The following is a 23,069-nucleotide window of genomic DNA, read 5'->3' as shown; positions in this document are numbered from 1 at the left end:
GAGACCATGACCCAAAGCCAGCACATCATGATCGTCGACGATGAAGCCCCGGCCCGGGAGATGGTCGGCGATTATCTCAAGATGCACGGCTTCACCGTGACGCTGTGCGACGGCGGCAAGTCCTTGCGCGCCGCGATCCAGGGCAGCATGCCCGATCTCGTCGTGCTCGATCTCAACATGCCCGAGGAAGATGGCCTCTCGATCATCCGCGACCTCAAGAGCCGCATCAACGTGCCAGTCATCATGCTGACGGCAACCGCGAGCCCGATCGACCGCGTGGTGGGCCTCGAGCTCGGCGCCGACGATTACGTGGCCAAGCCCTGCGAGCTGCGCGAGCTGATGGCGCGCATCCGCTCGGTGCTGCGGCGGAGCGTGCCGGCCAAGGCCGCAGCGCCTGATGCGGCGGCGGCGAAATCCGACAAGGAGCAATTGGTACGGTTCGGGACAAAGTGGCTCGATCTCGAAGCCCAGGCCCTGCGCGACGACGAGGGCAACGAGCATCCGCTGACCGCCTCCGAGTTCGGGCTGTTGAAGGTGTTCGCGGCCAATCCGAAGCGCGTGCTGTCGCGCGAGCGCTTGCTGGAATTGGCTAACGCGCGCGACGCCGAAGCCTTCGACCGCGCCGTCGACCTGCGCATCATGCGCATCCGCCGCAAGATCGAGCCCGATCCGGCCAAGCCCGCCGTGATCCGCACCATCCGCGGCGGCGGCTATCTGTTCTCGCCGGCGGGCGATAAGGCGTAAGTCTCACACTCCGCCGTCGTCCCGGACAAGCGCGCCCTTAGGCGCGCAGATCCGGGACCCATAACCCCAGGCCGTGGTTTGGCGTGAAAGCGCCCACTCCGAGTCCCCGGAACCACTCCTCCCTTTGGGTATGGGTCCCGGGTTCGCTTCGCGCCCCGGGACGACGGCAGTGGGTTTGGCGCGACTGAACGCAAGTCACCGAGATTCGTTCCGTGGCGCCCCCGTCCGCCTCAACACCCCTATCCCCGTATTTTCCGTATATTGAAATTCCACGACTTTTTGTCCCGAATGTTTCGTCGCGCCCTCTGGGACGAAACAATTTGGCGGCGCACGAAACCATTTTCCGCTTTTCGCGCAGACGTCCCGAAACGGTGGCTGATTAACACTTTGGTCCAAGGAAACGCCGCTCGGTTGCGGCGCTACGGGGAGCCAAGTCAATGCGGAACGTCATCGCCATCAACGCCCAGGCCAGCCAGAGCATCATCGCCGCTCAGGCGACTTCGGACGACATGCTTCTCGAGAGCATTGCCGACGGCAACCGGACGTCGATGCATATCCTTTATTGTCGGCACAGCGTGCGGGTGTACCGCTTCATCCTGCGCATCGTGCGTGACGCCACCGCGGCGGAAGACCTCGTCAGCCAGGTGTTCCTGGACGTGTGGCGGACCGCCGGCCAATTCCAGGGCCGCTCCCAGGTTTCGACCTGGCTGCTGTCGATCGCCCGCTTCAAGGCGCTGACTGCGATGCGCCAGCGCCGCTTCGAGGACATCGACCAGGAGGACGTGCGGCAGATCCCAGACGATTCCGATACGCCGGAGACCTCGCTCGACCGCAGCGACACCAGCGCCATCCTGCGCGCCTGCGTGCAGAAGCTGTCGCCCGCGCATCGCGAGATCATCACCCTCGTCTACTACCACGAGAAGTCGGTGGAGGAGGTCGGTCAGATCATCGGCATCCCCCAGAGCACGGTGAAGACGCGGATGTTCTACGCCCGCAAGCAGCTGGCCGAATTGCTTAAGGGCTGCGGCGTCGAGCGCTTCGCTGCCTGAGGCCAAGGATTTCAAAGGGATAGGGCCGCCGATCTGGCCCTCTCCCGGGACACGGAAGTGTTACCGCCGACGAAACAATTGAAACAAAGCACAACATCAGGCGGAAAAACTTCCCCCCTATAAAGCTCACATACGGTTTCGTTAAACCTCCCAAGGACTCCACGACCCGGACGGGATGCCCCCCTCCGGGTCGTTTTGTGTTTGGCGAGCCGTGACGTGGGCATTGCGACCCCCGCTGGGTCCTCCATCGTCATGGCCGGGCTTGACCCGGCCATCCACGCCTTCGGCGCGGCACCAAGAACGTGGATGCCCGGGACAAACCCGGGCATGACGACCTGAGGTGAAAATTGCCCCCCGTCACGAAGCCGTGACGCTCTGTAACGATCCACGCATCCCGCCCGAACTGCCCTCGTGACCTCCTTCACGAGTGCCCCATGCTCGACCTGATCTTCGCCGTCCTTGCCGGCATCCTCACCATCGCCGCGCCCTGCACGCTGCCGATGCTGCCGATCCTGCTCGGCGCCTCGATCGGGCGCGCGGGACATCTGCGCCCGGCGATGATCGCGCTCGGCTTCGTCGTTTCCTTCTCCGCGGTCGCGCTGCTGCTCGGTGCGCTGACACGGCTGTTCGATTTCGATCCGAATGTGCTGCGCGAGGCGGCGTCGATCCTGCTGCTGGGCTTCGGCCTCTTGATGCTGTGGCCGGCGCCGTTCGAATGGCTGTCGAGCCGGCTCAATGGCTGGCTCGATCTCGGCGCGGCCGGCGGCACGCAACGCGAAGGCGCGCTCGGCGGGCTCATCCTCGGCACCACGCTGGGCCTGGTGTGGACGCCCTGCGCCGGCCCGGTGCTCGGCTCGATCCTGACGCTGGTCGCGACCTCGAAGAATCTTGCGTGGGCCGGCACGCTGCTGATCGCCTATGCCATCGGCGCCGCGATCCCGATGCTGGCGATAGCCTATGGCGGGCAGGCCGCGACCACACGGGTGCGCAGCCTTTCGCGGATCTCGCCGCGGCTGCAGCAGGGCTTTGGCATCGTCGTGATCGCCTTCGCGGTCGCCGCCTATTTCCAATACGACACGCTGATCGTGGCGTGGCTCACCGGCTTCTATCCCACCGGCCAGATCGGCCTGTGATCATCCCTCATCGTCACCGGAGGACGCTTCCATGACTTTCAGACTGCTCGCCGTCTCCGCCGCCCTGATCGGCTTCACCGTCACCGGCGCCGTCATTCCCGGCATCTGCGAGGAGGCCGCGCGCGCCACGCCTGTCCTCAGCGCCGCCGCAAGCCAGCAGACCGCGCCGGACTTCGCCGGCGTCACCAACTGGTTCAACTCGAAACCGCTCAACATCGCCGACCTCCGCGGCAAGGTCGTGCTGGTCGATTTCTGGACCTATGGCTGCGTCAACTGCGTCAACACGCTGCCGCACGTCACCGACCTCTATGCTAAGTACAAGGACAAAGGGTTGATCGTGGTCGGCGTGCACACGCCTGAATTCCCGTTCGAGCGCTCGGCCTCCAACGTGCAGGCGGCGCTGAAGCGCCACGGCATCACCTATCCGGTGGCGCAGGATAACGATTCGAAGACCTGGAACGCCTACCGCAACCAGTATTGGCCGGCGCAATACATCATCGACCAGACCGGCAAGATCGTGTTCCAGCACGCCGGCGAAGGCCGCTACGACGAGATCGACCGCACCGTGGCCAAGCTGCTGAACGTCAATGGCTGAGTGCGGCACGCGCGGCTCCCTTGTTGCTTGACTCCACGGACCCGTCCGTGGAGTTTCGCGCTGACGCAATCAGCCGCCCGCAATGGACGACACGCCCCTCAATAACGACATTCGCCTTCGTGAAGGCTCCTCGATCGCGCAGCGGCTGGTGATGTCCGGCTTTGCGGCGGCCGTTGCGCTGTGCTTCACGCCCGGCCTGTTCACGCATGACACGCCGGAAATCGTCATCTCGGTGGTCGCGCTGCTGGTGGGCGCGGGGTTCGTCGTCGGCATCATGATGGCGCCAGCGGTGGTGTGGATCATCACGGCGAACGAGATCCTGATCGGGCGGCAAAGCCCGTTTGGGAAGCTGCGCACACGCATCGTCGCGAAGGACGACATCACGGCATTGCAGGTTCCCGGCAACAAGCGGGTGAAGGCCCGCTTTCAACTCGTTTTCACGCTGACCTCGGGGGAACGGCTGACGTCGCCGCCGATCTCCGACGTCACGCATGTTCATGACACCGTGGCCCGGATCGCCACGCAATTCGACGTTCCCAATGTCGAGGAACCCGTCAATCCGCTCGATGCCAGCAATCCCGAGATGCATCTTGGCGAGCCTCTCGAGGCGTTTCCCGCACGGGACATCCGAATCGTCGCGTTGATCGCCGTCGCGTTGTCCGCTGTGCCCTATGCCTACAAGCTCTGGCGCGGATGGCCGCCCAGCCATGTCGATATCCTGCTGCTGCCGCTCGGCGCGCTCGCGGCGTTCGCGGTGCATCGCTACGCCAATCTCGTGACCGGCGCGTTCTGGATCATCCGCGAGGGCGATATCCGTATCGAACGCCTGTGGGGCGACGGCACGCCGCGCGCGGACCATATCGAGGGACACGAGGTGAAGACGATCACCGTCGACCGCCGCGGCCGGTCCGAGGACGAGCACTGCATCGTCACGATCCGGCTGCGCTCGGGACGACGGTTTCGCAGCCCCCGGATCGGATCGCGGGTGGAGGCGCGGGCCGTGGGGACAGAGATTGTGAGGCGGCTGGGGATCGCTGCGGAGAGCAATAAGATCTAGCCGGCGTCTCGCGCCAGTTGTCGAATTTGATCTCACCGCGAGTTCGGTCTGAGCCTCTCCCGCTTGCGGGAGAGATCGCGCCGAAGGCGCGGGTGAGGGCTCTCTCCTCTGAGGGAGTCTCCCTGGAGGCGAAACCCTCTCCCAGCCCTCTCCCGCAAGCGGGAGAGGGAGCTCACCTCCCGAGCGGTGACAAACTATGCTTTTCGCGCCATCCCCTGTTTGTGGCATTGCGAGGACCCCGTCAAAAAACCAAAGCATTCTCGTGACATATCAGGGTGGCGCGCCATCAACTTGCCATGAACATGCCCCTCAGGTTTGATGGTTCCGAATGATTTGCGCCGTGGCAGTGGGGAGAGCTTGAAATGACGGATTTTCGTCGTCTGACCGGGACGTTCGTGGCCGCGATCGGCCTGATCCTGTCCGCACCACATGCCATCGCGCAGCAGCCTGATCGCGGCGACGAGCCGGGTCTGGTCGCCGACGACGGCTACCAGCTCGAGCCGGAATGGCAGAAGCAGGTGGTCTATTTCCGCACCACCGAGACGCCGGGCACCATCATCATCTCCACGGCCGAGCGCCACCTTTACCTAGTGCAGCCGGGCGGGCGCGCGATCCGCTACGGCATCGGTGTCGGCCGCGACGGTTTCCAGTGGCAGGGGCTGGTGAACATCACCAACAAGAAGGAGTGGCCGGACTGGACGCCGCCGCCGGAGATGATCCAGCGCCAGCCCTATCTGCCGCGCTTCATGGCAGGCGGCCCCGGCAATCCGCTCGGGGCACGCGCCATGTATCTCGGCACCACCGTCTACCGCATCCACGGCACCAACCGTCCTGACACGATCGGCACCAAGGTGTCCTCGGGCTGCTTCCGCCTCGTCAACAACGACGTCGCCGATCTCTACGACCGCGTTCCTGTCGGCACCAAGGTGGTGATCCGGCAGAAGCCCGAACTGTAAGGCTATCGTCGGAGCATGATCCCCAGGGGATCATGCTCCGCGCCCTCCTCCCAATTCCTTTTCCCGATTTTTCGAGAGAGCAACATGATGCGCACTTTTCGTGGCGGCCTGCTGATCGGGCTTGCGGTCGCCGTGCTGGTCGCCGTTCTGGCCATCATCTATGAATTCTACGACACCCGCACGCTGAAGCGCACCGTGCGCCGCGGCGAGGTGCTGTGCGGCGTCAACAAGGGGCTGCCGGGCTTCTCGTACTCGGAAGACAACAAGAACTGGGCCGGCTTCGACGTCGATTTCTGCCGCGCGGTGGCCGCGGCGATCTTCAACGACCCGGGCAAGGCGAAGTTCATCCCGCTCGATGCCAGCGAGCGCTTCAAGGAATTGCAGAGCCGCAAGGTGGACATCCTCTCGCGCAACTCGACCTGGAGCATGGCGCGCGAGCTCGACTACGACCTCTATTTCCCCGCGGTCGCCTATTACGATGGCGCCGGCTTCATGCTGCCGCGTTCGCGCAACAAGGAGACCTCGCTGGACCTGACCGGCAGCAAGGTCTGTGTCCAGGCCGGCACCACGACGGCGCTCAACGTCGCCGATTACTTCCGTGCCAACAACATGAAGTATGACGAGGTGAAGTTCGACAAGCTCGACGAGGTCGTGAAGGCCTACGACACCGGCAAGTGCGACACGTTCTCCGCCGACGTCTCCCAGCTCTACGCGCTCAGGCTGAACCTGGCGAAGCCGGCCGATCACATGATCCTGCCGGACATGATCTCCAAGGAGCCGCTCGCCCCCGTGGTGCGCCAGCGCGACGACGACTGGATGATGATCGTGAAGTGGACGCTCTATGCGATGATCAACGCCGAAGAGCTGGGCGTCACCTCGGAGAACATCGACGAGGCCCTGAAGTCGAAGAAGCCGGAAGTGATGCGCCTCGTCGGCACCGAAGGCAATTACGGCGAGCAGCTCGGCCTCACCAAGGACTGGGCCGTCCGCATCATCCGCCACGTCGGCAATTACGGCGAGATGTACGAGCGCAACATCGGCGAGAAGTCGAAGCTGAAGATCCCGCGCGGCATGAACCAGCTGTGGAACGCGGGTGGCGTGCAGTACGCGCCGCCGATGCGGTAGGCCTCACGCGTGTCGTCCCGGCGAACGCCGGGACCCATACCGCGTGATTTATCGATAAGCGCAGGTGACCGTACCGCGGAGAGTCTCTTTAGACTGCGAGCCTTCGTCAAACCCCTCCCTGGGGTTATGGGTCCCGGCGTTCGCCGGGACGACACCTAGGGTGCGATACCACCGTGCCGCCCTTCGCGCCTCAGCTCAATACCCCCGCGCCCGCGCCAGCTGCTCGGTGTGGTAATTGGCGTCGCCGAACAATTCCTCGCACACCCGGGCGCGCTTCATGAAGAAGCCGATGTCGAACTGGTCGGTCATGCCCATGCCGCCATGCATCTGTACGCCTTCCTGGACCGCGCGGGTGGCGGTGGTGCCGGCGCGGGCTTTTGCCACCGCGACGGCTGACGTTGCCTTGGCAACATCGGTATCCAGCGCCTGAAGCGCCTTCATGGTGGCGGCGCGGGTGATCTCGATGTCGACATAGAGCTCGGCGGCGCGATGCTGCAGCGCCTGGAATTCGCCGATCAGCTTGCCGAACTGCTTTCTATTTTTGAGGTACTCGACGGTACGGTTGAAAACTTCTTCGCTGAGGCCGACCATTTCAGCTGCGACCGCGCCACGGCCGATGTCGAGCACGCCGTCGAGCAGCGCGGCGCCCTGATCGACCTCGCCGAGCACGCTGTCGGCATTGACCTCCACATTGGCGAGCTCGATCCGCGCCGCATTGTGCGCGTCGACCATGATGGTGCGCTCGATCGCGACGCCCTTGGCCGCAGGGTTCACCAGGAACAGCGTCAAGCCTTCGCGCTCGCCGGCGGTGCCGCCCGTGCGCGCGGCGAGGATGAGCAAATCGGCAACGTGGCCATCGACGACCAGCGCCTTGGCGCCGGAGAGCTTGAACCCGTTGCCGGCGCGCACGGCCTGCAGGTTGGTCTGGAGCGGACGATGCTTTGCGCCTTCGTCGATCGCGAGCGTCGCGAGCAGCGAACCGCTCGCGATCCTCGGCAGATATTCCGACTTCTGCGCGGCATTGCCGCCGCGGTTCAGCGCCGAGGCCGCAATCACGCTGGTGGCGAGGAAGGGCGACGGCATCAAGGTGCGGCCGATCTCCTCCATCACGACACCGGCCTCGACATAGCCGAGCCCGCTGCCGCCGAATTCTTCCGGCACCAGGAGGCCGGCGAAGCCCATCTCGGCGAAGGAATGCCAAAACTCCTTGGAGAAGCCGGTGGGGTCTTTGCTGTCGCGCAAATGGCGCAGATGCGACACCGGCGCCTTGTCGCTGATCAGCCCGCGTGCGCTATCGCGGAGCATCGATTGTTCTTCGGTGAGGACGAGGGCCATGTGCGTGTTTCCGATGAGAAATCTATTTGTCGTCGTCATTCCGGGATGGCCCGAAGGGCCAGGCCCGGAATCCATAACCACGATCGGGAGTATGGATTCTCAGATGCGCAATTGCGCATCTTAGCTCGCGCTTCGCGCGCCCCGGAATGACGGGTGGTGAGAGTGCGCCTCACGCCCCCGGCAAATCCAGGATGCGCTTGGCGACGATGCCGAGCATCACCTCGCTCGTGCCGCCTTCGATCGAGTTGGCCTTGGTGCGCAGCCAGGCGCGCGGGCGGGCGCCCTGCTTGGAGCGCTCGCTCTCCCATTCCAGCGCATCGGCGCCGCCGGCCGACATCAGGATCTCGTAGCGGCGCTTGTTGAGCTCGGTGCCGTAATATTTCATCGCGGAGGAGAACGCCGGATGCGCCTGTCCCGCCTTGGCGAGATCGACGGCGCGCTCGGCGCACGCCGCAAGCGCGGCTTCATCGACGTCGAAGCTGGCGATCTTGCCGCGGAGCATGGAATCATCGAGCCGCCCCTGCGCATCGGTGCCGACGGAATCGGCCGCGATCTGACCGAGCGGACGGCCGACGCCGCGCTCGCCCATGCCCGAGATCATCGCGCGCTCATGCTGCAGCAGGTATTTCGCAACGTCCCAGCCGCGGTTGACGGTGCCGACCACATGCGATTTCGGCACGCGGACGCCGTCGAAGAAGGTCTCGCAGAACGGCGAGTAGCCGGAGATCAACAGGATCGGCTTGGTCGAGACGCCCTTCGAGGTCATGTCGAACAGGATGAAGCTGATGCCGTCATGCTTCTTCGCAGCGGGATCGGTACGCACCAGGCAGAAGATCCAGTCGGCGTAGTTGGCGTAGGAGGTCCAGATCTTCGAACCCGTGATGACGAAATCGTCGCCGTCGCTCTCGGCGCGGGTCTGCAGCGAAGCAAGGTCGGAGCCGGCGTTCGGCTCGGAATAGCCCTGGCACCAGCGGATCTCGCCCGCGGCAATCTTGGGCAGGTGCTCCTGCTTCTGGGCGTCGTTGCCGTATTTCAGCAGCGCCGGCCCGAGCATCCAGATGCCGAAGCTCGACAGCGGCGGACGCGCGCCGATTCTTCCCATCTCCGCGCGCAGCACCTTGTGCTCGGCGGCGCTCAAACCGCCGCCGCCATATTCCCTGGGCCAGTCAGGCACGGTCCAGCCCTTGTCGCGCATGCGCTCGAACCAGATGCGCTGCGGCTCGGACGAGAACTTTGCGTTGCGTCCGCCCCAGAACACGTCGGCATCCGACGTCGCGGGCTTGCGCATTTCCGGCGGGCAATTGGCTTCCAGCCAGGCGCGCGTCTCAGCGCGGAATGTTTCGAGATCGGCGGTCTCAGAATCGCTGGTTTTGGATTCAGACATTGGTCGTTTCCATCAATCAAAATCGACTTGTTGGGCGCGACTCTGGGCCAAGCTCCCGCGGAATTCAACCACTTCCGCGAGCCGTATTCCGCTATAGTCGCGACCAAGACGGTGCTTGAAAACAAAGAGGAAACGACGATGCGCCTGAAACTTCTTTCGCCTGGCGAAATGAACGAGAGCCAGCGGCAGACCTACGACGAGTCGATTGCCGGCAAGCGCGGCAAGCCGCCGGCGCCGATGATGGCCTGGCTGAGCAGCCCGGAGATGGCGCGCCACGCCACGCGGCTCGGCGAGGTGCTGCGCTTCGACACGATATTTCCCGCAAAGCTTTCGGAGATTGCGATCCTGGTGACGGCGCGGCACTGGACCGCGCACTACGAATGGTACGCGCATAAGCGTCTCGCACTGGCGGGCGGCATGGATCCCAAAATCATCGACGCCATCCGCGACCGCCGCACGCCCGAGTTCGACGATCCCAGGGGCAGGATGATCTACGACGTGGCGAAATCGCTGCACGAGGGCCACGGCGTCGAGAAGGGGCTCTACGACGAGGCCGTGAAGCTGCTCGGCGAGCGCGGCGTGGTCGAGGTGATCGGCCTGTGCGGTTACTACACGATGGTGTCGATGACGCTGAACACGTTCGAGTTCGGCCTGCCGGAGGGCGAGGTGGCGGAACTGGCTTAATTTCTGTTCCTGATGCGCAATTGCGCATCAGGAAACGCTGGGTTTCGGGATCGGCCGTAGCAGAGCCCCGAAGCCCGCCTTATGTGCATGCCTTCAACGGAGCATTCCCATGTCGCAAAGCCCAGCCGTCGCCGCCGGCACCAGGATCGGCCACGTTCACCTCAAGGTCGCCGATCTCGATCGCGCGCTCGGCTTCTATTGCGGCGTGCTCGGCTTCGAGCTGATGCAGCGCATGGGTTCGGGCGCGGCCTTCATCTCGGCCGGCGGCTATCATCACCACATCGGGCTCAACACCTGGGAAAGCAAGGGCGGCTCGCCGCCGCCGCCCGGCACGACCGGTCTCTATCACACCGCCATCCTCTATCCGACGCGCGCCGCGCTCGCCGATGCGCTGCACCGCGTGCGCTCGGCCGGCATTGCGCTGGATGGCGCCAGCGATCACGGCGTCAGCGACGCGCTGTATCTGCGCGATCCGGATGAAAATGGCGTCGAGCTGTATTGGGACAAGCCGAGGGAGCAATGGCCGTTCGGGCCGGATGGCAAGCTCGCGATGGTGACGAAACGGCTGGATGTGGAGGGGTTGTTGAGGGATCGGGAAACGTGATGCCGTACGGTGGGTTAGGCGAAGCCGTAACCCACCATGTCTCAGCGAATGCGGGGCGAAGTTGGCGGATTACGCTTCGCTAATCCGCCCTACGAAACCTGTTTCCCCGCACCATGATCAACGCCGCGGCCGCCACTTCCAGCGCGATGCAGAGATAGAACGGCAGCGAATAACCGCCGGACCAATCGCGCAAGGCCCCGACGATTCCCGGACCGAACGCGTAGGTCACCTGGTTGATCGCGGTGTTGAGGCTGATCAGCACGCCGAACGACGACGAATCGAACTCCTGCTGCACGATCAGCGACGGCAGCGTGATGAGGTTGCCGACGGAGAAGCCGAACACCGCGCAGGCCGCGATCAGCACGTAGTCGTTGTGGAGGTTGATGACGACCAGAAGCGCCGCGGCCTGGCTGAGGAACGACAGCGCGGAGGCCAGCCGCTGGTTGAGACGATCGATCACCAACGAGAACAGCACGCGGCCGACCACCGCCATCGCAGTCAGCACCGCGACGGCGACAGCAGCGCGCTCGCGGCCGATCACGGGATCGAGAAACGAGATCAGATGCACGATGAAGCCGACCTGCGCGAACAGCACCAGCGCAAACGCAATCGTCACCGTGAGGAAGCCGACGTCGCGCAGCGCCCATGCGCGGATCTGCGTCGATGATTGCGGGTTCGCCTTGGCCGCCGCGTGCCAGCCGTGGTGATCGGGCGGGCGGCCGACGAGAACAAGGATCACTGGCAGCAGCAGCACCAGCATGGCGCCGGCGGCGGCATACATCGCACTGGCAAAGCCGACATGGCCGATCAGGGTCACCAGCAGCGGCACGCCGACGATGCCGCCGAAGCTGGCGCCGTTCAGCGCCAGGCTGATCGCCATGCCGCGCTTGTGGTCGAACCACAGGCTGATCGTGTTGGTGATCATGGCGAGGCTGGTGCCGGCCCAGCCGAAGGCGAGCACGGCATCGGCGAGATAAAGCTGCCAGGGCTCGCGCACGGCGCCGATCGCAACGCTAGCTGCCGCCATCGCCAGTGTGCCGGCGATCAGGCAGAAGCGCGGGCCGTATCTCCTCACGGCTTCGCCGACGAACACGACGAGCAGCGCGCCGAACAGATAGAAGAACGTGGTGCCCGATGAGATCAGCGTGGTCGGCCAGCCCCGCGCGCGCTGCAGCTCGGCGACATAGACGCTCTGGCCGTAGAAGCCGAGCCCCCAGCCGAAGGTCGCAAGCAGGAAGCAGACCGCAACGATGCGCCAGCCTTCGTAACGCAGGGAGGATTCGTCGATCGCTGGCTGTTGAGGATTGTCGAGCATGCCGCCTACTCCCGTCATGCCCGGGCATAGCCGTCTGAAGGACGGCGTCGCTTCCGCTCGCCTATGCCCGGGCATACACGTTCTTCGATCCGCGTCCCTAAGACGTGGATGGCCGGGACAAGCCCGGCCATGACGAACATCTAAATAGCCCTCGCCAAAAAATCACTTCGACCTGGATCGAAGTATCAACATTGCTGACAATCTCCTGCCAGTCAAATCGCGTCCGGGAACTCGCCCATCGCCGCCTCCAGCCGCGCCTTGCGACGGCGGGCCCAGGAAACCAGCGAGAGCACGGCAAGACCGAGAACGACCGGCGGAAACACCACCAGGTTCACCGCCGACCAGCCGTAATTGGCGAGCAATTGCCCGGAGGAGAACGAGCCGATCGCCATCATGCCGAACACCAGGAAGTCGTTGAAGGCCTGCACCTTGTTGCGCTCCTGCGGCCGGTGCGTCTCCAGCACCAGCGCGGAGGCGCCGATGAAGGAGAAATTCCAGCCGACGCCGAGCACGATCAGCGTGGCCCAGAAATGCATCGCGGTGAGCCCGGAGAGGCCGATGCCGGCAGCGCCAGCCTCCAGCAGCAGGCCGGCTGCCACGATCTTCGGCGCACCAAAACGGGCGATCAGCGCGCCCGTGAAGAAGCTCGGCCCGTACATCGCGACGATGTGCCATTGAATGCCGAAATTGGAATCGGACACGGACAGGCCGCACATCTTCATGGCGAGCGGCGCCGAGGTCATCACCAGATTCATCATGGGATAGGAGATGATGCCGCACAGCGCCGCCGCGACGAAGCGCGGCTGCGTCACGATCGTGAGCAGCGGCCGGCCGCCATGCAGATCGGCCGGCGCGGGCTTGGGCATGTCGACGCCGGCGACGATGCCCATCGCGATCAGCGCCACGGCGGCCTGCACCAGGAAGCTGAAGGCGAACAGATAGGGCTGCCAGACGTCCATGGTCCATTGCACGAGCTGCGGACCGAGCACGCCGGCGAACACGCCGCCGGCCATCACCCAGGAGACCGCCTTGGGCCGGTAGGCCGCGCTGGCGCCATCGGCAGCGGCGAAGCGATAGGACTGCGCGACGGAGCCGTAGAGGCCGCCGAGGAAGGTCGCGATGCAGAACAGCGCGAACGAGCCGTGCAGGATCGCGAACGAGCCGAGCACGCCGGTGAGCGTGCCGAGGCCCGTGCCGATGACGAAGGCCACGCGGCGGCCGAAACGGCGCGAGATCGCGCCGGTCGGCAGCGTGCCGGCAGCAAGTCCGACCACATACATCGAGATCGGCACGGTTGCGAACGACATGTCCGGCGCGAGCGTGGCCCCGACGATCGCGCCCGTGGCGAAGATCACGGCCGAGTTGGCGCCCGTCAGCGCCTGGGCCGCGGCCAGGCGCACCACATTGGCGCGCACGCGGGCGTCGTCGGCGATCTCATGGGCAGAAGTCACGTCAAGCATCGGCTTTTTCTGCCCGAACGGGCTCGAGGGCTGGTTGATTCCCGGCACTATGGAGTGACGCGAGTGGCCGGGCAACCGGCGCAAACGGGCGCAGGCCATGCCTCTGACGCAATCGGTGCGATGATAGCGGGCCGCGCGCTTGACGGCTTGCGCTCGATCAAATCCTATCGCCGCGACTTTTGGGAGTTTCGTTCATGACCGTCGACGACAGGCCTACACTCAGCGCTCCCGACGACGATCCCTGGCTGTGGCTGGAGGAGATCGAGGGCACGCAAGCGCTCGATTTCGTCGAGCGGCAGAACAGCCTGACGCTCCAGGCGTTCGGTGGCAAAGCCTTCGAGCACGACCGCGACATCCTCGCAGCGATCTATGATCGCCCCGACAACATTCCCTATGTCAGCCGGCGCGGCAGCGACCTGCACAATCTCTGGAAGGACGCCGCCAACCCGCGCGGCCTGTGGCGGCGGACCACGCTGACGGAGTTTCGCAAAGCCGGTCCTGCGTGGGAGACCATGCTGGATATCGACCAGCTCGCAGCGCGCGAAGGCGAGGACTGGCTGCTGAGCGGGATCGCCACGACGCCGGGAAGCTCGCACGCCATCTTGAGCCTGTCGCGCGGTGGCAGCGACGCCGTGACGTTGCGGGAATTCGACCTCGTTACGAAGAGCTTCGTCGCCGACGGCTTTACACTGCCGGAAGCCAAGGGCGGCGCGGACTGGCTCGATGCCGACACGTTGCTGCTGTCGAGCGCGCATGGCGAGGGCATGGTGACGGACTCCGGATACTCGCGGACAGTTCGCCTGTGGCGGCGCGGCCAGCCGGTCGATCAGGCTGAGGTGATCATCGAGACCACCGCCGATCACATGATGATCTATGGCGGCGCCGACGACACCGGACCTGAGCCGCGGGTCTGGATCGTCGAGCAGATCGACTTCTTCAATCACGCGGTCTGGCTGCGCGATGCCGCCGGTCGCATGACCAAGCTCGATCTGCCGACCGGCATCTGGCTGCAGGCCCATGGCGACTGGTTCGCGATGAAGCTGCGCAAGGACTGGACGGCCGGCGGGCGGACCTACGCCACCGACACCGTGCTCGGCATCTCACTCTCGGCATTCCTGAACGGCAGTCGCGATTTTGCGGTGCTGTTCGAGCCGGCGCCGCGGCGCGCTTTGCAAGGCCTGTTCTGGGCTGCGGGCAAGCTCGTGCTGTCGATCCTCGACGAGCTGCGTCCGCGCTTTGAGACCTTCACGCCCTCGGCCACCGGCTGGAGCCGCGAGACGCTTGGCGGCCTGCCCGAGATCGGCGTCGTCGACGTCTGGCCGCTCGATCGTCATCCCAGCGAGAGCAATGGCGATCTGCTCGCCAATGTGCAGGATCCGCTCACCCCGCCGTCGCTGCTGCTGATCGAGCGCGGCGTCGCAAGCCCGGTCGTGCTGAAGCAGGCGCCGAAGACGTTCACCGCCGACGGGCTCGTGGTGACGCAGCACGAGGCGGTCTCGATCGATGGCGAGCGCATTCCCTATGTCCAGACCGGCCCGGGCGGCGAGACCGGCGATGCGCCGGTCTATATGAGCGCCTATGGCGGCTTCGCCCATTCGGTGAAGCCGTACTACAACGCCTCGCTCGGCAAGCTCTGGCTGGAGCGCGGCGGCACCGTTGTGCAGGCGAACTTACGCGGCGGCGGCGAGTTCGGCACGCGCTGGCACGATGCCGGCCGGCTCGCCGGCAAGAAACTCTCGCATGACGATTTCGCCGCGGTTGCGGCCGATCTCGTCCGCCGCGGCGTGACGAGCGCAAAACGGATCGCGGCCCAGGGCGGATCGAACGGCGGCATCCTCATCACCAACATGCTGGTGCGCTACCCCGAGCGCTTCGGCGCGCTGTTCTGCACCATCCCGCTGATCGACATGCGCCGCTACACAAAACTGCTCGCGGGCGCGAGCTGGATCGCGGAATATGGCGACCCCGACAAGGCCGAGGAGTGGGAGTGGCTCAAGACCTACTCGGCCTATCATAATGTGAAAGCCGGCCAGACCTATCCGCCGATCCTGATCGCCACCACGCGGCGCGACGACCGCGTTCATCCCGGCCACGCCCGCAAGATGGCGGCAAAGCTGCAGGCCATGGGTTACGAGGCCTGGTTCTACGAGCCGGAAGCCGGCGGCCACGGCTACGGCAAGGACAACAAGGAGCGCGCCGGCTTCGAGGTGCTCGGTTTTCGGTTCTTGAAGGAGAAGATCGGGTGGGGGGATGAAGGCTAGGCCCGTCATGACCGGGCTTGCCCCGGCCATCCACACCTTGCCTTGCTGCACGAAGAACGTGGATGCCCGGGACAAGCCCGGGCATGACGGTTTCCTACCGCTCAAACACCAGCGTCAGATTGTTCGCGGGCATGTCGATCGTATCGACGAGGCGAAGACCCGCAGCCTTCGCGAGCGTCTCGACATCGCCGATGTCGCGCACGCCCCAGTCGGGATTGCCTTCACGCAGGGAGGTGTCGAACACCGCATTGCTGAGCGCGGTGTGCTTGCCGTCGCGCTTGAACGGGCCATAGAGGAACAGCTTGCCGTCGGGGCGTAAGTAACGGCCGGCGCCGGCGAACAGGCCCTCGGCCACGGCCCAGGGCGCGATGTGGATGACATTGGCGCAGAACACCGCCGCAAGGCTCGTCGGCGTCTGTCCGCTTTTCATCTCCGGACACCAGTCGGGATCGGTGAGATCGATCCGCAGGGGGCTGCGGATGTTTGCGAGGCCCGTATGGACGCGCCAGGCTTCGATGCTCTTGAGGTGGCGCTGGTTGAGGTCGCTCGGCCACCAGATCAGGCCGGGCGTGTGGCGGGCGAAATGGACCACGTGCTGGCCGGTTCCGCTGCCGAGCTCGACCACGTTGCCGGTCAGCCCGGTGAGGTGCTTTTCCAGCGCCGCCCAGATGGGCAGGTGGTTGCGATGGAACGCAGGCGCATCGAGCCGCCCATCGGGCTCGACCCGTCCGCCATCCCTGCCAAATTCGACGACATATTCAGCCAAGTCAGTCCCCAATAAATGTGAAACAGAAAAGACGGCCCGTAAGGGCCAAACGCCCTAGAATAATTTGCTAGTGCCAACCTGCTGGGATGAACAAACTGTCTCATCGGTTGCAATGCGCAGGATATTAACTCCATTTTGCCGCGTGCATAGTCTTGATTGTCAGACGATGCCCTTTGTGCTTTGGAACGCTTATATTTCCGCAAACGAGATCATCGACATAACGCTTGGGACGACGCCTTGACCGCCTTTCATTGCAAGCTTGCCGTCCTGGTGGCGCTGCTCCTCTCCGCCGGCGCGGCTGTGGCTCCGGCGCGGGCACAATCCGCTGTCGCCGACGGCCAGAAGCTCGCTTTCGATCGCGGCAAGGGCAATTGCCTGACCTGCCACGTCATCAAAGGGGGCGACCTGCCGGGAACAATCGGGCCGGAACTGAAGGACCTCAAGGCCAAATACCCCGATCGCAACGAGCTGACCGCGATCATCTTCGACGAGACCAAGCGCAATCCGCAGACCATGATGCCGCCGTTCGGCCGGAACCGGATTTTGACCGAACAGGAGATCAGCGCGATCGTTGATTTCCTGCAGACCCTGTAACGGCCGGCTGCCCAGGAGACTTGCGATGACCACGACCACCGGCCCGCTTGCGACAAGGCGCCTGATCCTTCAGGGCGCGGCCTCTGTCGCGCTGCTCGGCCTTGGCAATCTGCCGTTCGCGGCGACGCCCGCGCGCGCCGCGGCCAACGACAAATATCCGGAAGAGGCCTTCAAGCAGAAGAACGAGGCCGACGCGATCAAGGCGCTCTATGGCAAGACCGCCGAGCCCTCGGACAAAGTCAAGCTGGATGCGCCCGAGATCGCCGAGAACGGTGGCGTGGTGCCGGTGTCGGTGACGACGACGCTCGACAAGGTCACCTCGATCTCGTTCTTCGTGACCGAGAACCCGTACGCGCTTGCCGCGTCCTACAAGATCGCCGACGGCACCATTCCGGGCGTCGCCAACCGGCTGAAAATGGCCAAGACCACCAAACTGGTCGCCATCGTCGAGGCTGACGGCAAGCTCTACAGCGCCACCAAGGAAGTGAAGGTCACCGTCGGCGGCTGCGGCGGCTAGGAGGATCGGTCCGATGGCATCAAGCATTCGCGTGCGCGCAACATCCAATGGCGACATCACCGAGGTGCAGGCGTTGATCCAGCACCCCATGGATACCGGCCTGGTCAAGGATCCCAAGGGTGAGCCGATCCCCGCGCACTTCATCCAGCAGCTGAAATTCGAATGTAACGGCAAGGACGTCTTCGTTGCCGATTGGGGCACTGCGGTCTCCAAGGACCCCTATGTCAAATTCAGCTTCAAAGGCGCCAAGAAGGGCGACGACCTCAAGATCTCCTGGACCGACAACAAGGGTGCGTCGGATACGACCACCGCGAAGATTTCGTGATGAAGACCCGATCTGCCCTGCTGCTTGGCTCGCTCAGCGCCGCGCTCGTGGCGTTCGCCCTCACCTCTCCGCGCGTCGTCGCGGCCGACAAGGTCGATCCCGTTGCCGACGCCAAGGCGTTCCAGAATTTCTTCTTCCAGAAATTTCCCGACGTGAAGCACGAGGACTTCGTCAACGGTCCGTATTCCATGAACGCGGACATGAAGCGGCAGTGGCAGGAGAAGGAGGAATTCCCTCCTTATGAGTTCGCGCTCGATGCCGGCAAGGAGATGTTTGCCACTCCGTTCAAGAACGGCAAGACCTATGCCGATTGCTTCTCCAACGGGGGCGTCGGCATCCGCCAGAACTATCCTTACTTCGACGAGAAGGAGGGCAAGGTCGTCACGCTGGAGCTCGCGCTCAACCGCTGCCGCGAGGCCAATGGCGAGGCGCCCTACTCCTACGTCAAGGACGAGATGGCCTCGCTCACTGCCTACATGGCCTTCACCTCGCGGGGCAAGCCGATGGACATCAAGATCCCCGATGATCCCCGCGCGCTCGCCGCGTTCGAGAACGGCAAGCGTTATTTCTACACGCGACGTGGCCAGATGAATTTCTCCTGCGCCAGCTGCCATGTGCAGAGCCCGGGCGAGCGCATCCGCGCCGAGATCCTGGCGCCGGCGCTCGGCATTTTGAACGCGATGCCGATCTACCGCTCCGAATGGAGCGGCATGGGCACGACCAGCCGCCGCTTCGTCACCTGCAACAGCCAGACCCGCGCGGTTCCGCTGGAGCCGCAATCGGACGAATATCGCGACGTCGAATATTTCCTGTCCTATGTCGCCAACGGCTTGCCGATATCAGGACCGGGAGCGCGGCCATGAAGCGGTCACTTCCCCTCGCCATGCTGCTGGCGCTCGGCCTCGCGTCAGCGGCGCGCGCGGCAAATGAAGCGGACTACAAGGCGGCCTATGCCACCGCTGAAGCCGCATCGAAGGAGGCTGCCGGCTTGCGCAACCAGTGGACCGTGACCGTCTCGGCGCTGGCCGCGGCCAGGAAAGCGGCGGATGGCGGCGATTTCGACCGCGCCACGGCCGCAGCCAAGGAGGCCGAGGCGCTGGCAAAGGCGTCGATCTTCCAGGCGACCTCTGAAAAAGAAGCCTGGAAGGCGATGGAAATCCGCTAGACTGGCATCAACTGAAACAGTCTTGCGACATTGAGGGCGCGGAGAATTTTGATATGGCGATCCGCCGCCGCGATTTCCTGAAGAGCGCAGGCCTTGCCGCTGCATCGCTCAGTCTGCCGCGGCTTGCGCGGGGCACTGAGTCCGCGAGCATTTACGACCTCGAGCGCTTCGGCAACGCGCGCATCCTGCACATCACCGACACGCATGCGCAGCTCAACCCGGTTTATTTCCGCGAGCCCAGCATCAATATCGGCGTCGGTGAGATGGCCGGGCGGCCGCCGCATCTGGTCGGCCGCGCCTTCCTCGATCGTTTCGGCATCCGTCCCGACAGCGCCGATGCCTATGCCTTCACCTGTGTCGAGTTCGAGAAGTCTGCAGGCCGCTTCGGCAAGCTCGGCGGCTTTGCCCATCTGAAGACGCTGGTCGACCGCTTGCGCGGCGATGTCGGCGAGAAGCGCTCGCTGCTGGTCGACGGCGGCGATCTCTGGCAGGGCACCGGGCTTGCCAACGTCATGCAGGGCCGCGACATGGTCGAGGTCGCCAATCTGCTCGGCATCGAAGCGATGACCGGGCATTGGGAATTCACCTATGGCGAGCAGACGCTGCGCGACAATCTCGAGCGCTTCAAGGGCGAGTTTCTGGCGCAGAACGTGTTCCTGACCGAGGAAGCCGCGTTCAACGACGCTCCCGCCTTCGACAAGGCCACGGGACGCGTGTTCAAGCCTTCGATGATCAAGGAGATCGGCGGTCACCGGGTCGCGATCGTCGGCCAGGCCTTCCCTTACGTGCCGATCGCGCACCCCAAGCGGTTCACGCCGGACTGGACCTTTGGCATCCGCGAGGAGGAGTTGCAGAAGCATGTCGATGCCTTGCGCGGCACCGACAAGGTCGATGCCGTCATCCTGCTGTCGCACAACGGCATGGACGTCGACCTCAAGCTCGCAAGCCGCGTCACCGGCATCGATGTCATTCTCGGCGGCCATACCCATGACGCCGTGCCGCAGCCCATCGCCGTGAAGAACGCCGGCGGCACCACGCTCGTCACCAATGCCGGCTCCAACGGAAAATTCCTCGCCGTGCTCGATCTCGCGATCGACAAGGGCAAGGTCAGCGACATTCATTATCATCTGCTGCCGGTTTATTCCGAGCTGCTGAAGCCCGACCCCGGAATGGCCGAGCTGATTGGCCGGCTGCGCGCGCCGCATGTGACCGACTGGTCGGCAAAGATCGCAACGCCCGACCGCCTGCTCTATCGGCGCGGCAATTTCTCCGGGCCGGTCGACGAGCTGATCTGCACGGCGCTCCGCACCGAGCTCGATGCCGAGATCGCGCTGTCGCCGGGGTTCCGCTGGGGCGTCACCGCGCTGTCGGGCCAGGCCCTGACCATGGAGGATCTGCTCGCGGAAACTGCGATCACTTATCCCGAGACCTATGTGCAGGAGATGACGGGAGCCCAGATCAAGGACGTGCTGGAAGACGTCTGCGACAACCTCTTCAACGCCGATCCCTATTATCAGCAGGGCGGCGACATGGTGCGCGCCGGTGGACTCAGCTACACCTGCACGCCGACCGCCGCGATCGGCGGCCGCATCTCGGAAGTGAAACTCCATGGCGGCAAGGCGCTCAGCGCCAGCCACCGCTACAAGGTCGCAGGCTGGGCTTCGGTCAACGGCCAGCAAGGCGCGCCGGTGTGGGACGTCGTCGGCAAATATCTGCGCTCGGGCCGGATGTTTCAGGAGCGGCTCGGCTCCGGCGTGACGCTGAGAGGCGTCGAGGACAATCCGGGTATTGCGGGACAGGGATGAAGCGGGCGCAGATCTTATTTGCGCTACTACTGGCGCTACTGGTCCGGGCCGCGATCCTGCCGGCCTCGGCGCAGCAGGTGCCGCTTCAGGACAAGCCGTTCGCAGAGCACAGGATCGTGCTGCAGCTTTCCGACGGTGATGCAAAGAAGCAGGCGCTGGTGCTCAGCGTCGCCAACAATCTCTTGAAGGCGTACGACCCCGACAAGATCGCGATCGAGGTCGTCGCGTTCGGCCCCGGCGTCGATCTCCTGTTGTCCGGCAGCGAGCGTCGCAAGCAGGTCGAGAGCCTGATCGCGCAGGGCGTGCGCTTCGACATCTGTCTCAACACGGTGGATACGATCGAGCGCGAGACGGGCAAGCGGCCGGAATTCATTCCCGCGGCAACACCGGTGCAGGTCGGGGTCGGGCAGATCCTGTTCCTGGCGGAGAATGGGTATACGGTGGTGAGGCCGTAGCGTCTTCCGCAACACCCTCCCTCGTCGTCCCGGCGAAGGCCGGGACCCATACCGCGTGATCTATCGGTAGGGGCTGGTAGGAGTACCGAACGACTGATCTGCCCTAAACTGCTCCCTGTTATGGGTCCCGGCCTTCGCCGGGACGACAGCGAGTTATGCAAAATAATATTCCATATTTCCCTCCCAACACAGTGACTTGCTTCTCTTTTCGACCCGTGGCGTAGTAGAATTTGCAATCAGTTCCACGCCGGGTCTCTTGCCATGATCTTCCGCCAGCTCTTCGACAGCGTTTCGGGCACCTACAGCTACGTCCTTGCCAGCCGCCCCGGCGGCGAGGCGCTGATCCTCGATCCCGTGCTGGAGAAGGTCGATCGCTACTGCCAATTGCTGCGCGAGCTCGACCTCAAGCTGGTCAAGGCGGTCGACACCCATCTGCATGCCGACCACGTCACCGGCCTCGGCGAGCTGCGCGACCGCACCCATTGCATGACCGTGATGGGCGACCAGACCAAGGCCGACGTTGTGGCGATGCGGGTCGCCGACGGCGACAAGGTGACGATCGAGGGCCTGTCGCTCGACGTGATGTACACGCCCGGCCACACCGACGATTCCTATTCCTACCTGATGGGCGACCGCGTCTTCACCGGCGACACGCTGCTGATCCGCGGCACCGGCCGCACCGATTTCCAGAACGGCTCCTCGCGCGCGCAGTACGATTCGATCTTCAACCGGCTGCTCAAGCTGCCGGACGAGACGATGGTGTTTCCGGCGCACGACTACAAGGGCGACACCGTCTCCACCATCGGCGAGGAGAAGCGCTACAACCCGCGGCTCCAGGTGCGCTCGGTCGACGAATATATCGAGCTGATGGCCAACCTGAAGCTGCCCAATCCGAAGATGATGGACGTGGCGGTGCCCGCCAACATGCATGTCGGCCTGCATCAGGAGGAGCTGGAGAAGGAAGGCCGCGCGCTCAGCGCGGTCGAGGCGATCCGCATTCTCGGCCGGCCCGACATGCTGCTGGTCGATCTGCGCGAGACCAACGAGCGGATGAAGCACGGCATGCTCGAAGGCGCGCTGCATACGCCCTATCCGTCCGTCGAGGAGAGCCTCAAGCCCGGCGGCATGCTGCGCGAGGTCGCCGCCGCCACCGGCCGCCGCATCGTGTTCTTCTGCGCCTTCGGCGAGCGCTCGGCGATGGCGGTGGCCGCCGCCAAGGCGGCCGGCCTTTCCAACACCGCCCATATCGCCGGCGGCGTGGATGCCTGGAAGAAGGCGGGCGGGCCGCTCGTGCACTGACGGCCCTGCTTGCGATAGGTCAGAAACTACACATATGTTCCGGATAGGATCGGATGCAGCATCACCATCCGGGAACAGCCATGGCCAAGATCGGCAAGCCAAGCGAGCCGCCCAAAATCGCTGACAAAAAGCGGGCGGAAGACAAGGTGAAGATACCCCCGCCTCCGCTCGATGACGATGACTACGAGGACGGCGACATCGCGACGCCCAAGCGTGACCGCTACGGTCCGGATGACGAGTCGTTTTGAGGGGGGCTATGATCCGACGCTAGCGCCCCACTCTCCGCCGTCGTCCCTGCGAACGCAGGGACCCATAACCCCAGGGAGAAGTTGGCGGGGGATCGCCGTCCGGTACTGCGACCTGTCACAATCGATAAATCCCGCGGTATGGGTCCCTGCGTTCGCACTAGGGCATGCACATATCTCTGAGGCTCCATCCTGC

24 protein-coding genes are annotated in these 23,069 nt (G+C 64.4%); 19 read left to right on the top strand and 5 right to left on the bottom strand.

Annotated elements, in window-relative coordinates; translation table 11 throughout:
* The first annotated feature begins 6 nt into the window (after positions 1 to 6).
* The 7 genes from XI04_RS11650 (at position 7) to XI04_RS11620 (ending at position 6,659) form a co-directional block, all read left to right on the top strand.
* Entirely contained in the window at positions 7 to 744 is a 738-nt protein-coding gene (locus tag XI04_RS11650; protein WP_038946862.1) for a response regulator, read from the top strand.
* Between the two features lie 437 nt (positions 745 to 1,181).
* Entirely contained in the window at positions 1,182 to 1,793 is a 612-nt protein-coding gene (locus XI04_RS11645; protein ID WP_018316842.1) for a sigma-70 family RNA polymerase sigma factor, read from the top strand.
* 434 nt (positions 1,794 to 2,227) lie between these two features.
* Positions 2,228 to 2,926, top strand: coding sequence for a cytochrome c biogenesis CcdA family protein (locus XI04_RS11640; protein ID WP_271610073.1), 699 nt, complete (start codon positions 2,228 to 2,230; stop codon positions 2,924 to 2,926).
* Positions 2,927 to 2,957: 31 nt separating this feature from the next.
* Positions 2,958 to 3,521, top strand: coding sequence for a thioredoxin family protein (locus XI04_RS11635; protein ID WP_271610074.1), 564 nt, complete (start codon positions 2,958 to 2,960; stop codon positions 3,519 to 3,521).
* Positions 3,522 to 3,603: 82 nt separating this feature from the next.
* Positions 3,604 to 4,578: a hypothetical protein gene (locus tag XI04_RS11630; RefSeq protein WP_271610075.1), complete on the top strand. Its 975-nt coding sequence runs from the start codon at positions 3,604 to 3,606 to the stop codon at positions 4,576 to 4,578.
* Positions 4,579 to 4,940: 362 nt separating this feature from the next.
* Positions 4,941 to 5,534, top strand: a complete 594-nt coding sequence (locus XI04_RS11625) for a L,D-transpeptidase (protein ID WP_028139719.1) — start codon at positions 4,941 to 4,943, stop codon at positions 5,532 to 5,534.
* 87 nt (positions 5,535 to 5,621) lie between these two features.
* Positions 5,622 to 6,659: an amino acid ABC transporter substrate-binding protein gene (locus XI04_RS11620; protein WP_028139718.1), complete on the top strand. Its 1,038-nt coding sequence runs from the start codon at positions 5,622 to 5,624 to the stop codon at positions 6,657 to 6,659.
* A gap of 195 nt (positions 6,660 to 6,854) precedes the next feature.
* Here XI04_RS11620 and XI04_RS11615 read toward each other — a convergent pair whose 3' ends face one another.
* The gene (locus XI04_RS11615; RefSeq protein ID WP_028139717.1) at positions 6,855 to 7,994 is read right to left on the bottom strand and encodes an acyl-CoA dehydrogenase family protein; all 1,140 of its coding nucleotides are present in this window, start codon (positions 7,992 to 7,994) and stop codon (positions 6,855 to 6,857) included.
* 169 nt (positions 7,995 to 8,163) lie between these two features.
* Positions 8,164 to 9,378, bottom strand: coding sequence for an acyl-CoA dehydrogenase family protein (locus XI04_RS11610; protein ID WP_028139716.1), 1,215 nt, complete (start codon positions 9,376 to 9,378; stop codon positions 8,164 to 8,166).
* Between the two features lie 138 nt (positions 9,379 to 9,516).
* Between XI04_RS11610 and XI04_RS11605 the strand changes: the two genes are divergently transcribed.
* Both XI04_RS11605 and XI04_RS11600 read left to right on the top strand, forming a co-directional pair.
* The gene (locus XI04_RS11605) at positions 9,517 to 10,062 is read left to right on the top strand and encodes a carboxymuconolactone decarboxylase family protein (RefSeq protein ID WP_028139715.1); all 546 of its coding nucleotides are present in this window, start codon (positions 9,517 to 9,519) and stop codon (positions 10,060 to 10,062) included.
* Between the two features lie 109 nt (positions 10,063 to 10,171).
* On the top strand, positions 10,172 to 10,666 hold the full coding sequence (locus XI04_RS11600; protein ID WP_028139714.1) for a VOC family protein: 495 nt from the start codon (positions 10,172 to 10,174) through the stop codon (positions 10,664 to 10,666).
* Between the two features lie 79 nt (positions 10,667 to 10,745).
* Here XI04_RS11600 and XI04_RS11595 read toward each other — a convergent pair whose 3' ends face one another.
* Positions 10,746 to 11,981, bottom strand: coding sequence for an MFS transporter (locus XI04_RS11595; protein ID WP_028139713.1), 1,236 nt, complete (start codon positions 11,979 to 11,981; stop codon positions 10,746 to 10,748).
* A gap of 212 nt (positions 11,982 to 12,193) precedes the next feature.
* Positions 12,194 to 13,441, bottom strand: coding sequence for an MFS transporter (locus tag XI04_RS11590; protein ID WP_028139712.1), 1,248 nt, complete (start codon positions 13,439 to 13,441; stop codon positions 12,194 to 12,196).
* A 194-nt stretch (positions 13,442 to 13,635) separates the two neighbouring features.
* On the opposite strand from XI04_RS11590, the gene XI04_RS11585 reads away from it, so the two are divergent.
* The gene (locus XI04_RS11585) at positions 13,636 to 15,702 is read left to right on the top strand and encodes a prolyl oligopeptidase family serine peptidase (RefSeq protein WP_028139711.1); all 2,067 of its coding nucleotides are present in this window, start codon (positions 13,636 to 13,638) and stop codon (positions 15,700 to 15,702) included.
* Positions 15,703 to 15,796: 94 nt separating this feature from the next.
* Here XI04_RS11585 and XI04_RS11580 read toward each other — a convergent pair whose 3' ends face one another.
* On the bottom strand, positions 15,797 to 16,468 hold the full coding sequence (locus XI04_RS11580) for a DUF938 domain-containing protein (protein WP_028139710.1): 672 nt from the start codon (positions 16,466 to 16,468) through the stop codon (positions 15,797 to 15,799).
* A gap of 267 nt (positions 16,469 to 16,735) precedes the next feature.
* Between XI04_RS11580 and soxX the strand changes: the two genes are divergently transcribed.
* The 9 genes from soxX to XI04_RS11535 all read left to right on the top strand — a co-directional run bounded on the left by soxX (position 16,736) and on the right by XI04_RS11535 (position 22,876).
* The gene (gene soxX, locus XI04_RS11575; protein WP_085968002.1) at positions 16,736 to 17,062 is read left to right on the top strand and encodes a sulfur oxidation c-type cytochrome SoxX; all 327 of its coding nucleotides are present in this window, start codon (positions 16,736 to 16,738) and stop codon (positions 17,060 to 17,062) included.
* Positions 17,063 to 17,087: 25 nt separating this feature from the next.
* Positions 17,088 to 17,579: a thiosulfate oxidation carrier protein SoxY gene (gene soxY, locus XI04_RS11570; RefSeq protein ID WP_038970738.1), complete on the top strand. Its 492-nt coding sequence runs from the start codon at positions 17,088 to 17,090 to the stop codon at positions 17,577 to 17,579.
* Between the two features lie 13 nt (positions 17,580 to 17,592).
* Positions 17,593 to 17,904, top strand: a complete 312-nt coding sequence (gene soxZ / locus XI04_RS11565; RefSeq protein ID WP_095424998.1) for a thiosulfate oxidation carrier complex protein SoxZ — start codon at positions 17,593 to 17,595, stop codon at positions 17,902 to 17,904.
* Positions 17,904 to 18,767, top strand: a complete 864-nt coding sequence (gene soxA / locus XI04_RS11560; protein WP_028139706.1) for a sulfur oxidation c-type cytochrome SoxA — start codon at positions 17,904 to 17,906, stop codon at positions 18,765 to 18,767. Before soxZ ends, soxA begins: the two co-directional genes overlap by 1 nt.
* Positions 18,764 to 19,069: a hypothetical protein gene (locus XI04_RS11555; RefSeq protein ID WP_038970735.1), complete on the top strand. Its 306-nt coding sequence runs from the start codon at positions 18,764 to 18,766 to the stop codon at positions 19,067 to 19,069. The genes soxA and XI04_RS11555 overlap by 4 nt, the downstream gene beginning before the upstream one ends.
* A 53-nt stretch (positions 19,070 to 19,122) precedes the next feature.
* Entirely contained in the window at positions 19,123 to 20,874 is a 1,752-nt protein-coding gene (gene soxB, locus XI04_RS11550) for a thiosulfohydrolase SoxB (protein ID WP_028139704.1), read from the top strand.
* Entirely contained in the window at positions 20,871 to 21,329 is a 459-nt protein-coding gene (locus XI04_RS11545; protein WP_271610076.1) for a DsrE family protein, read from the top strand. Before soxB ends, XI04_RS11545 begins: the two co-directional genes overlap by 4 nt.
* 261 nt (positions 21,330 to 21,590) lie before the next feature.
* Complete coding sequence (locus XI04_RS11540; RefSeq protein ID WP_028139702.1) at positions 21,591 to 22,628, top strand: MBL fold metallo-hydrolase; 1,038 nt, start codon at positions 21,591 to 21,593, stop codon at positions 22,626 to 22,628.
* An 80-nt stretch (positions 22,629 to 22,708) separates the two neighbouring features.
* Positions 22,709 to 22,876, top strand: coding sequence for a hypothetical protein (locus tag XI04_RS11535; RefSeq protein ID WP_162832267.1), 168 nt, complete (start codon positions 22,709 to 22,711; stop codon positions 22,874 to 22,876).
* Positions 22,877 to 23,069 lie beyond the last annotated feature (193 nt).

Source organism: Bradyrhizobium sp. CCBAU 11430 (assembly GCF_028128855.1).
Classification (GTDB): Bacteria; Pseudomonadota; Alphaproteobacteria; order Rhizobiales; family Xanthobacteraceae; genus Bradyrhizobium; species Bradyrhizobium ottawaense.
This window is presented reverse-complemented; position numbering and strand designations above follow the sequence as displayed.